The sequence below is a fragment of the Chryseobacterium sp. CS3K3.1 genome (assembly GCF_059515165.1).
Map to the genome: position 1 here is coordinate 38,039 of NZ_JCAKRV010000019.1, position 11,886 is coordinate 49,924.

Here is an 11,886-nt window from a genome sequence, read left to right on the forward strand (position 1 = left end):
AAATATGTGCGAATCAATTTATTAAGATATTTTTCAGACATTTTTATCGAACCTTCTTTATGATGAAAGAGGCAGCATTCTCAAAAGTGGGATTCATGTTCTTTCATTGAAGTTTTTGCCTATATTTGCGTGGTTTAATTCTGCTGAATTTCAGGATAAAACCGTTGACTCCATCGTCAAATATCAGAAATTAGCTAAATAAATAATCATGAAATATCAAGCGATCTTTATTGTTTTGTTATCATCTGTACGCCTCTTTTTTGCTCAGGTACTTGATAATAATTTTGGAACCAATGGAAAAATGGTTTATGACATCAATGCAAACTCAAATATTGAGAAAATAGGGTCGATGATTGCTGTGAGCAACAGTAAAATACTGGTTGGAGGTACTGACAATACCAGCGCTTATCTTGTGAGACACAATTCTGACGGTTCTTTTGACACTTCTTTTCAGAGCAACGGAATCAAACAGCTTCCGTTTAAATCAATTGAAAAAATATTAAAGACAAGCAACAACGAGGTGATCATTCTCGGAACTAAGCTTGCCGCCGACGGATATTTTAACATCATCGTCTGTAAAGTTGATGAAAATGGAAATTATGTTACAAATTTCGGTACAAACGGTATTCTGGAAATCAATTTTGGTGTTCAGTCAGATGACAATGTCTTTAACGGTGAACTGCAATCTGACGGAAAAATAATTGTGGTCGGTAACAAAAGAGGCACGAATGCATTGACAGAAGGTTACGTTTTGCGTTTATTACAGAACGGCCAATTTGATACTACGTTTAATAATACCGGACTATTCACTATTGCACCTGTTAATCACCGCCATTATTTGAATGCCGTAAATATTGCTCCCAATGGAACAATCGTTTGCTCAGGCTATCTTTTGCTGACGACAGGCTCCAACCAAGGTAGAATGTTTATATTAAGATTGTTACCAAACGGAACTTTGGATACTTCATTTGCCACCGTAGGATACAGATATTTTAATGTTACGAATATAGGTAGCTCACTGTCAAATACCAATATTGTTTTAAGCGACGGAAGTATTTTATTGGGCGGAGAATCATTCTCATCAAGCAATAACAATGTTTCATCTAACTTTACGATAATAAAATTCAATGTGGATGGTTCTTTTGAAAATGCTTTCGGAACGAACGGTGTTGTACAGACACTTCTTCCAAGTATCGGAGGTCAGCTGAGAAATATGAAATTAGATTCTTCAAATAATATTATCGCAGTTGGATCTACGTACTCGGCGACCAACGGTAATGAAAATTTTGCGATGATGAAATTTAATCTATCTGGGATTTTAGATACACAATTCGGAAATTCCGGTGTTGTAATTACAGATTTTTCAGGATTTCAGGATATTCCGTATTCATCATTGGTTTTTGATTCAAAAATAATTCTTGCAGGATTTGCTTCTTCTTCAGATTTTCCAAGCAAAAGCAAATTTGCACTTGCACAATATACATACAATAACTTAGGAATTGTTGAGTCTAAAAAAGCAGATAACTTCAAAATCTTCCCGACAGTTTTTTCAGACCATATTAATATAAAATGTGAAAAAGAGACCAAAGTAAGCGTTCGTATTTTTGATTATTCGGGTAGACTTATTTATGGAAAAGAAAATTTCAGATGCTCTCAGGCTCCGGAACAGCTGCAACTGCCGATATCAAAGCAAGGAGTATATTGGTCACAAATCAATTCAGGAAATAAAATTTCTGTTCAGAAATTGATAAAGAAGTAATATTGGAGTTGCTAACTTTGTCAGGACATAATTCTTATACTCTTTAACTTTAAGAGTAGGAAAAAGATCAGAAAAAAGTACCCTTATTTAAAATTAACAGCTCCCTAAAAGACAGTGAAATATAAAGGATGAAACTGTAATCCCCCAAACACTTGCTTTCACCCCAAAAGCAAAAGCCTTCCCACAGAAGGCTTTCAAATCCCCCTCCCTCTCTTCCTATTCTTCCCGTCCTCTTGTTTCTTGTCTTTCTTCCACACATTCCTAAACGAAAACTCAAACTTCCCTATCCTTCTGTCGAACCTCAAATATCCCTGATATCCCTTCCCATTCCTATCCACCAGCCCATCCATATACGCTACCTCCCCAGCCATTAATTTCTCTACCTGCCATTTCTTTAATTCTTTTCCCCTAAACACTCTGGGAACTTCCCTTAAATCCGTAACTCCCATCCTCCTAACATTCTTATCCAGCAAAAACTCCACATATCTTTTATCCGCATTATACTGAACTGCTGCATTGAACAGGGTCCCCCGAGCTGAAAGCATATTTTCAATAAACAGCGCTTTTCCTTCCCTTAATATTTTTCTCTGCCCTTCATCCAAGGTCACACCTTTGATCACGAGTGGAACTCTCACCCTGTCTGCCCTTACCTGCACCAGCTCATTGGTCAGCCTGTCCCTGCTGATAAGAGAAGGCACGATCTCTCCTGTAATCCCATGCACCAGATCCACTACCCTTCCCATATTCCCGCTTACTATCAGATTCCTTTTATCCTCTTCTGAAAATACATGCCCAAAGAAAGGCTGGGAAAAATCAGGCATTCTTCTTACCGGATGAAACCTGAGTTCCACTTCTCCAAAATCATTAGCCTGAAGGGAAAGCCTCGCTTCAATCGTACCCGATACTGTTCCCAGTTCAATATGTACCGGAACCAGCATCGGGGTTTTATATCCTTTCAGCATCGGTTCCAATACCTCCAATTCTTCCAGCTTCTCTCTGCTTAAACCGATCTTCTCTACCACCTTCCAATCCACCTGTTCAGCTTTAAATAAATAACTATTCCCAACATCTTCTCCTTTGAGAACTTTTCTCGCTTCTGCCTTTCTATATGCCTCCACCACATCAATAGATATCTCATACTTCTTCAGCTCTTTTTTCTCTTCATCCGTAGCCTTATCCATATACTTCTGAAGGTTTACAGCTGTCTGCTTCGCTTCATATTCTGTCACTTTAAAGAAAGAAAACTCCGAAAGTTCCTTCAGCTGGTGATAAAACGCCGAATAAAACTCAGTAAAAGAGTTCTCATTGCGCTCAATACTCAGCATTTCATCACCGTTCAGATCCTGAGGACCTGCTCTATTTACTTCCCCATTATCACCCAATCCCTTAACAATTCCAACAGTACCTGTTTCATGATGGAGTACCAGTAAGGTATCGCCTGTTTTTTCAACGGTTTTCAGTTCTTTGTTTATATTGTTATCCATGACTTAAATATTGAGTAAGGATTTAAGATACAAAGAGAAAAAAGTTTTTTACATCAATGGCGGCTGATTATCTATATTTGGCACTCGGTGACATTACAAAGTGAAATTAATGATTATTCTGTCATTAGATTTACTTTCAAAATATTCCTAGCTTTAAAACTATCTATAATGATGATTCAAGAGTAATTAAAGTTATCTGTTATGAACATCATCATAAAAAAAGCCTCCCAGGGCTAAAGGAGGCTAAAATATCGTTGCAATATTTTCACTAAGAAGTACAAATATACAATTTTTATTCACTAACCAATGAATAAAACCATTTTTTTTTACCGACCAATGTATTGATAGGTATTTACCAACAAATTGGCCTTCTTTTTGATATGGGAATTAATACCAATTTTTACTAAAAGAAGAATTATAAAATTTAAAATTTGTAATATGATAATTAGTAAAGATCTCTTATTCTCTTATGGTGCGGCATGTCAAAATTACAATTCTAAAGAGGTAATTTTCTCAGAGGGCGCCGTGCCTTTATTCTATTATCAAATAGTGCACGGAGCGGTTGAACTAAATAATTACCTCGATGATGGTAAAGAGTTTACGCACAATATTGTTACTGATGGTCAAAGTTTTGGTGAATCTCTTCTTTTCATCGATCAGCCCTACCCTATGAACGCAATTGCCAGGGATTCTTGCGAAATAATAAAACTATCAAAACAGGATTTTAAAAAACTGTTAAATGAAAATAATGATGTAATGTTGGAAATTTTTCATTTACTTTCAAGCAGATTATTTTACAAGTATATGATGCTGCCAACAATGTCTGGTTCTGATCCTCAGAATAAAATTAAAATTATTTTGGACTACTTAAAGTCAACACAATCTAACTTAAAAGGTAGCAAGTGCATTATACCATACACAAGACAACAAATTGCTAATTTAACCGGATTAAGAGTTGAAACGGTAATCAGATCAATCAAGAAAATGGCAGAACAAGGGCTGCTGCAATTAGATGAACGAAAGATCGTTTTTTAAGATTTTAAAAGTAATTATTAACGTTTTGGCAATACCTTGTTATCTGTAGTCCTTACTTATTTTACTACAGTCCAAATTTTATCATTGATTTTTTTGAATCTTACAAGTTTAAATTCTTTAAAATTTTTTGTTTTGTATTCAAGTTCTATAGTTATAATATCATTATTTGGTATCATTGATTGTCTATGATAGGAACGAGCTTTATTAGCTATTAAAAAATTTCCATCAGATAAAATTTTTATAATAGTACCATTTCCCCAATCACTGTATGTAAATTGAGATTCTTTTGGAAAATAATTATTTAGGTTAGTTAAAAATTCTTTATCATTTGGATTTGTTTTAATTTCCTCTAAATCATTTTTGCTAACTAAAAAATTTTTAATAATTGAATATTGTCCAATATTACTGTCCCAACGAATAACTTTTCCTGGAATGCTTTCAGATACTAAAGGGTTATGATCAATATCTTTCATAGAAGCAATAAATTTCGAAAGAATATCTTTTTTGTATTTATATTCAAATTTTTCTTGAATATCTTTAGTTGTCAGAGTCATATAATTCTGAGAAAAATAAAGATTGGAAATAAATAAAAAGTAAAAAAAAATTAGTTTTTTCATATAGTGAGATGTTAGAATTGGAGATAACTCTCAAATATACTTAGTTATCAAAATACAATCAAAATTTATTTTTTTTCAAAGGATTGATTTTTAAATTTATATTCGATGATAAGTAATTGTAATTACCTACAAATCTTGCGCATAATTCATATTTAAAGATAGTATAATTGAAATTTTATTATTTAGTAAAGATTGTTTTTTCATCGTTTTTTGAGACTTATAGAATTCATTTATTAAGTTTATGATAAATCTATTTTGGAAGATTTTTAATTCCTCATACTTTTATTCTGTCCATATGCAAGAAATCAATCGTTTTTTGAGATTTTCATTTTTAATATTCGGGTCACTTATAAATAAATTCTTAATTTCCAAATAAGGAATTTCTATTTTTTATTTTTTTGGTTATATACATCAAGAAATAAAACCAATGATTTAAAACTTCAATTCTGTATTTTGCCATTACAATGATAGCAGAAGTGTTATTTGAGTATTTTAGAAAAGAAATTCATTACACTGAAAGAGTGCTTTGGTTTAATTAATCTTCTATTTGTCTCTATTTCAGTAAGTATATTTTCAATTTTTTTTGGGTCATATTTTTTATAATAATCTATTTGTTTCTCTAAAAATTGGTTATACCAATCTAAAAAAGATAATTTTTCATTTTTTATATTTGTTAGCGGCATCATTCCATTACATGATACTCGATAATCACCCCAAACATTCCCATATTCTTCTCCATTAACAATCAATATTTCAAAATCTCCGCATCCGCAATCAGAAATCAATATAACTCCATTTAACAAAGAATCATATTCAAAATGGTAGAGTTCATCATCTTCTTTTTTTTCTGTAAATGGAAATTCTTTTTGTAAATCATTTTCTAAAATACGGTGACGTAAATCATTATATTGATTTAAAGGAAGAAGTCCTTCATTAGGCCCAAAACCAAAACAACCTACATTTGTTACAAAATCAATATATTCTTCTGGTAACTTAATTTTATGGTTGAATTCGAAAAGTTCTATTTCTTTTAAAGTTAAACATCTTCCAATTTTGAAATTACCCTTAGGGTTTATTTCAATTAATTTTTTAAGATTTTCTTTAACTTTTTCTAATTTTGATTTCATGAAGAGTTTGCGTTTAATATTTCTGTTTACGTTTTGGGCTTTGCGTTAGGGAAGAAATCGAAGCAAAAAGCCTATCTTATTATTAAAGTTCAATTGATTCAGTTTTCGGAAATATTAGTAAATCGGCCCAAATAACAACTGTCTATGTTTCTTTGTGGATATATACCGGTTTCTTGATCCTGTTACTAATTCTTTAATGAATTCAGCTTAATTCAGCACGCAGCGAGTTCCCAATTCAGAATATGAAGAAAAAGTTTGCACATTATTAACGCTTCTCTCATTAAATCGTTTTTTGAAATTTTATAATAATTTAAAATTCATCTAAAGTACTACGATCTTCAGCAACTGGCTCTCCGGTTATTTCGATTTCACAAGATTCAAAATTTATTTTATAATTGACAATAATGTGATCATTGTCTTCTTCATCTAAATCTTTACAGCCACTAAAAAAATTTATAGTATAGCGAATATGTAATTGATCAGGGTTTTGAAATATCTAGATTTAATGACTGAATGATTGTATTTTGGAATTTTTCTGGCTCATCCTGATGAATTTGATGACCAGAATCTTCAAACAAAAAAATATTTTTATGAGGTGCTTTTAGACTTTTGTAATATTCTGTAGTTATTTTTGTTAATGTCTGAATATCATTTTTACCTACAAAAAAATATATAGGGCAATTGATTTCTTTTAATGTTTTTGATAAATTAATAGTCATGACTTCATTCCAGACAGGAGACCATCGCTTTGACCATTGTAAAAATCCATTTTTGAAATTATTTTCAGTTACAAATGTTTTACCTTCTTTAAAAAAAAGCCATTTTCTTAAATAAAATAAATCTTCTTCTTTCAGAAAAGGAATATTGACCTTCTCCAACTCCGTTCTTGCATCCGGATTGTCTTTGAAGTATATTTTCAAAGTTTTGAGTAATTCTTTTTCGCTGGATAATTGATTTACAACAGGATTGACTGCAAAATATGAGTAAAGTAATTCAGGATGTTTTTGGACGATATCAAAGCCTAAAACATTGCCCCATGAACTGCCTAATAAATATAATTTTTCTTGCTTTAACTCTTTTAAAACAAATCTTATAACCTCATAAGTATCTTTTGTCATTAGGTCCAATGAAACTTGGATCTGTGAGGGATTTAATGCAAGGGTTTTACCAGCGTCTCTTTGATCCCACTGAATAAGAGTGAAATGATCTTTTAATACATTTGTGAACTTATCCGAATTATTCATCATGGAACTTCCGGGACCGCCTGATAGAAAAAAGAGTATCGGTCTCTTAACATCAGAAGTTGTAATCCTTATCACTTGTTTAATTCCTCCAATATCATTAGAAAAAACAGAGTCTATTGAATATAGTTTTTTTTCAGAATCACTTTTAATCACGCTTTGCGCTTGAAAGGTGTGGTAAAAAAGTAATGTTATGATGGAAAGTAGTTTTATTTTAATCATCTTATTCAAATTAAATTGCATAAATATATTTATTTAAGTATAAGAAGTATCGTTTTTTGAGATTATTATGATTTTGCCTTAAAAATATCTGCAAATTTCTGAAACAATTCAAGCATTTTGTTAGGATCTACTTCATCATTTGAGGAGTTTATCGAATCAATTTTCGATCTTTTCCTTAACGGATCTTGGTGAATTTCTGCTAGCGCGGTTTTCATGTAAGTGACATATTCATCAGTATTTTCATTCTCATTTTTCTTTATTTGTTCAGAAAACCCGACAATTGCCTTAGCAATTACAGTTTTATAAGCATAATCTTCTATAATCGTTTTTTGTTTGTTGTATTGACTAATACAAAAATATAATCCAATTGATAGAATAGGTATCATTAAAATTCTTCCAATCAATACATTAGTTTCAATACTTTGGCCAGATAGAATCCAATAACTAATCCAAATTATAAGAAGCATAAAAATAAGCGCTGTAACAAGCCATATTCCAACCTTATAAAATCCCTTAGAATTTTCATGTTGAGTTTCAAAAGCTGCACTTATTCCTCGTGCTGTAGAATAATTAAGAGCTTGACGTGCGGAGTCTAACATCTTTTCAGCATCAATAAGTAAGTTTTCCCTTTCTTGAGTATATTTTCTTATATGTTCTTCATTATCATCCATTTTTACATGAAGATTAGTTAATTTGTCCTCTGATCTTTGAACGTTTGTAGCAAAATTTTTAATAATTTTTTCGTTCGAAGTCACTTCATTTAGAGAGGTTTTTATTGTTTCATGAAAATCAATAGAAGAGTTTTTTAATTTTTCTATTTTTTCATTTTTAGCTTCTAATAAGTTAATTTCCTCCTCTAATTCTTCTTTTTTCTCTTGTAGTTTTTCAATTTCTCCATCTAGAATTGTTAACTTCTCCTTACTTTCCTCCTGTCTCTTTGCAATTTCTTCTGATTTTGTTTTTATTTCTTCTATTTCTTTCTGTATCTCAAATTTATCCTCTTGAATATTTATCTTAATTCTACTTATTTCTTCGATTCCTTTATCAAATTCAACGAATCTATCTTCAAAATATCTGATATTAAAAGGGCGTAAGTTTAGTTTTAGTTGATCTACTTGAGCATAAAGATTTCCAGGTGTGTGAATATATGTTTTGATATTTTGTAGTGTACCTAACAAGGAGCTACGCTCCCCGTAGGTAGAAAACTTTATAAATCGATTTTCGCTTTTAGTTAGTACGGACAAGTCAATTAATAATGCTTCAATCCCAGCAATTAATCCTTTGTAAGTATATTCACTTTCTGACCCAAAAGTTTGGTCTTTAAATGATTTTAAGTCTATATTTTTTATTTCTTCTCTGATTTCATCACGAAGCTGCCTGATTTTAATAATAGAAGTTATTGCCATTTTGGAATTAGTTTTTTATTGCCATTTTCTTTATTTCCTCATTTGTATGATTATCAAGAATTTTAGCATAACGATAAAACATTGCTCTAGTCAAACCAAGTGGCTTGTAAATCTCCTCCGGAGTCTTAGTTGGATCTTTATACACAGACCGCATAATTATTAACTTAGAAATTGTTTCTTTTGAATACCCCTTTGGTCTTCCGCCAGTTCTACCCCTTGCTCTTGCAGACTGTAATCCTTTCATATTCAGCTAATGAAGCCATGAGATTCAAAAATAGTCGTCCGTTAATTGTAGAGGTATCTACACCATCTGCAAGCCCTTTTATTATAATTCCTTTTTCACTTAAACTTAAGACAAGATCAATAATATTTTTTAAGCTTCTACCCAATCTGTCCAGTCTCCAAACATAAAGCTCATCACCTTTTCTAAACTGTTCGATCATCTTATCTAGTTCCGGACGATTCTTTGTTGCACCCGAAATTTTCTCTTGATAAATTTCTCACAACCAACTTTTTCTAAGGCTTCAATTTGTAAATCCAAATTTTGGTCTTTGGTTGAAACCCATGCATACCCAATTTTCATATTTTGTTACATTAAACTCATACTCTATAAATTTATGAAACTTTGTTTAATGATACAGGTTTTTGAGAAAATAAATTTAAAGTGAAAAAGGTAAAATGTTATCATTTACCAAAATCTCACAAAACCACCGAATAATCCATGCAGGACAAATGGTCTAAAATATAAGATTAATAATTGTGGTAAGAATTAATAGTATTAAGAATTTAGCTTTACCAATATTTCCAAATCATCAACTTATTAATTCGATAATTGTTCATCTTGGCTTACAAAAGCGTTGATTTTTAATGTTTTTTATTTAACAACTTCAAAATTATTAAAAATACTCAAAGTATTTTAGAATATGCACGAAATATATACGAATCAATTTATTCAGATATTTTATCGAACCTTCTTTATGAAAGTTGCAGCATTCTCAAAAGTGGGATTCATGTTCTTTCATTGAAGTTTTTGCCTATATTTGCGTGGTTAAATTCTGCTGAATTTCAGGATAAAACCGCTGACTCCATCGTCAAATATCAGAAATTAGCTAAATAAATAATCATGAAATATCAAGCGATCTTTATTCTTTTGTTATCATCTGTACACCTGTTTTTTGCTCAGGTACTTGATAATAATTTTGGAACCAATGGAAAAATGGTTTATGACATCAATGCAAACGCAAATATTGAGAAAATTGGGTCGATGATTGCTGTGAGCAACAGTAAAATATTGGTTGGAGGTACTGACAATACCAGCGCTTATCTTGTGAGACACAATTCTGACGGTTCTTTTGACACTTCTTTTCAGAGCAACGGAATCAAACAGCTTCCGTTTAAATCAATTGAAAAAATATTAAAGACAAGCAACAACGAGATGATCATTCTCGGAACTAAGCTTGCCACCGACGGCTATTTTAACATCATCGTCTGTAAAGTTGATGAAAATGGAAATTATGTTACAAATTTCGGTACAAACGGTATTCTGGAAATCAATTTTGGCGTTCAGTCAGATGACAATGTCTTTAACGGTCAACTGCAATCTGACGGAAAAATAATTGTGGTCGGTAACAAAAGAGGCACGAATGCATTGACAGAAGGTTACGTTTTGCGTTTATTACAGAACGGTCAATTTGATACTACATTTAATAATACCGGACTATTCACTATTGCACCTGTTAATCACCGCCATTATTTGAATGCCGTAAATATTGCTCCAAATGGAACAATCGTTTGTTCAGGCTATCTTTTGCTGACGACAGGCTCCAACCAAGGTAGAATGTTTATATTAAGATTGTTACCAAATGGAACTTTGGATACTTCATTTGCCACCGTAGGATACAGATATTTTAATGTTACGAATATAGGCAGCTCACTGTCAAATACCAATATTGTTTTAAGTGACGGAAGTATTTTACTAGGCGGAGAATCATTCTCATCAAGCAATAACAATGTTTCATCTAACTTTACGATAATAAAATTTAATGTGGATGGTTCTTTTGAAAATTCTTTCGGAACGAACGGTGTTGTACAGACACTTCTACCAAGTATCGGAGGTCAGCTGAGAAATATGAAATTAGATTCTTCAAATAATATTATCGCAGTTGGTTCTACGTACTCGGCGACCAACGGTAATGAAAATTTTGCGATGATGAAATTTAATCTATCTGGGATTTTAGATACACAATTCGGAAATTCCGGTGTTGTAATTACAGATTTTTCAGGATTTCAGGATATTCCGTATTCATCTTTGGTTTTTGAATCAAAAATAATTCTTGCAGGATTTGCTTCTTCTTCAGATTTTCCCAGCAACAGCAAATTTGCACTTGCACAATACACATACAGTAACTTAGGAATTGTTGAGTCTAAAAAAGCAGATAGCTTCAAGATTTTCCCGACAGTTTTTTCAGACAATATTAATATAAAATGTGAAAAAGAGAGCAAAGTAAGCGTTCGTATTTTTGATTATTCGGGTAGACTTATTTATAGAAAAGAAAATTTCAGATGCTCTCAGACTCCGGAACAGCTGCAACTGCCGATCTCAAAGCAAGGAGTATATTGGTCACAAATCAATTCAGGAAATAAAATTTATGTTCAGAAATTGATAAAGAAGTAATATTGGAGCTGCTAACTTTGTTAGGACATAATTCTTATACTCTTTAACTTAAGAGTAGGAAAAAGATCAGAAAAAAGTACCCTTATTTAAAATTAACAGCTTCCGAAAAGGCAGTGAAATATAAAGGTTGAAACTGTAATCCCCTACACACTTGTTTTCTCCCCAAAAGCAAAAGCCTTCCCACAGAAGGCTTTCAAATCCCCCTCCTTCTTTTCCTATTCTTCCCCTCCTCTTCTTTCTTCTCCTCCTTCCACACATTCTTAAACGAAAACTCAAACTTCCCAATTCCCTTATCAAACCTCAAATATCCCTGATACTTCT

10 protein-coding genes are annotated in these 11,886 nt (G+C 32.1%); 3 read left to right on the top strand and 7 right to left on the bottom strand.

Features of this window, described 5'->3' with window-relative positions; translation table 11 throughout:
• Window positions 1–208: 208 nt before the first annotated feature.
• Entirely contained in the window at window positions 209–1,759 is a 1,551-nt protein-coding gene (locus tag AC5YGI_RS16960; RefSeq protein WP_330746777.1) for a T9SS type A sorting domain-containing protein, read from the top strand.
• A 194-nt stretch (window positions 1,760–1,953) separates the two neighbouring features.
• Here AC5YGI_RS16960 and AC5YGI_RS16965 read toward each other — a convergent pair whose 3' ends face one another.
• Window positions 1,954–3,243, bottom strand: coding sequence for a DUF3945 domain-containing protein (locus AC5YGI_RS16965; RefSeq protein WP_330746778.1), 1,290 nt, complete (start codon window positions 3,241–3,243; stop codon window positions 1,954–1,956).
• A 438-nt stretch (window positions 3,244–3,681) separates the two neighbouring features.
• Between AC5YGI_RS16965 and AC5YGI_RS16970 the strand changes: the two genes are divergently transcribed.
• Window positions 3,682–4,278 (top strand): Crp/Fnr family transcriptional regulator, encoded by a 597-nt coding sequence (locus AC5YGI_RS16970; protein ID WP_330746779.1) that lies wholly within the window; start codon window positions 3,682–3,684, stop codon window positions 4,276–4,278.
• Window positions 4,279–4,334: 56 nt separating this feature from the next.
• Here AC5YGI_RS16970 and AC5YGI_RS16975 read toward each other — a convergent pair whose 3' ends face one another.
• From AC5YGI_RS16975 to AC5YGI_RS17000, 6 genes are all read right to left on the bottom strand, one after another.
• Window positions 4,335–4,895 (bottom strand): hypothetical protein, encoded by a 561-nt coding sequence (locus AC5YGI_RS16975; protein ID WP_330746780.1) that lies wholly within the window; start codon window positions 4,893–4,895, stop codon window positions 4,335–4,337.
• A 479-nt stretch (window positions 4,896–5,374) separates the two neighbouring features.
• Window positions 5,375–6,022, bottom strand: coding sequence for an SMI1/KNR4 family protein (locus AC5YGI_RS16980; RefSeq protein WP_330746781.1), 648 nt, complete (start codon window positions 6,020–6,022; stop codon window positions 5,375–5,377).
• Between the two features lie 479 nt (window positions 6,023–6,501).
• Window positions 6,502–7,485, bottom strand: a complete 984-nt coding sequence (locus AC5YGI_RS16985) for an alpha/beta fold hydrolase (RefSeq protein ID WP_330746782.1) — start codon at window positions 7,483–7,485, stop codon at window positions 6,502–6,504.
• A gap of 65 nt (window positions 7,486–7,550) precedes the next feature.
• Window positions 7,551–8,891, bottom strand: a complete 1,341-nt coding sequence (locus AC5YGI_RS16990; RefSeq protein ID WP_330746783.1) for a hypothetical protein — start codon at window positions 8,889–8,891, stop codon at window positions 7,551–7,553.
• Between the two features lie 7 nt (window positions 8,892–8,898).
• On the bottom strand, window positions 8,899–9,135 hold the full coding sequence (locus AC5YGI_RS16995; protein WP_330746784.1) for a hypothetical protein: 237 nt from the start codon (window positions 9,133–9,135) through the stop codon (window positions 8,899–8,901).
• A complete protein-coding gene (locus AC5YGI_RS17000; protein WP_496169039.1) occupies window positions 9,101–9,334 on the bottom strand; it encodes a recombinase family protein in 234 nt (77 codons plus the stop codon). Before AC5YGI_RS17000 ends, AC5YGI_RS16995 begins: the two co-directional genes overlap by 35 nt.
• Window positions 9,335–10,014: 680 nt before the next feature.
• Here AC5YGI_RS17000 and AC5YGI_RS17005 point away from each other — a divergent pair.
• Window positions 10,015–11,565 carry a T9SS type A sorting domain-containing protein gene (locus tag AC5YGI_RS17005; protein ID WP_330746786.1) on the top strand — a complete coding sequence of 517 codons (1,551 nt, stop codon included), beginning with the start codon at window positions 10,015–10,017 and terminating at the stop codon, window positions 11,563–11,565.
• The last annotated feature ends 321 nt before the right edge of the window (window positions 11,566–11,886 follow it).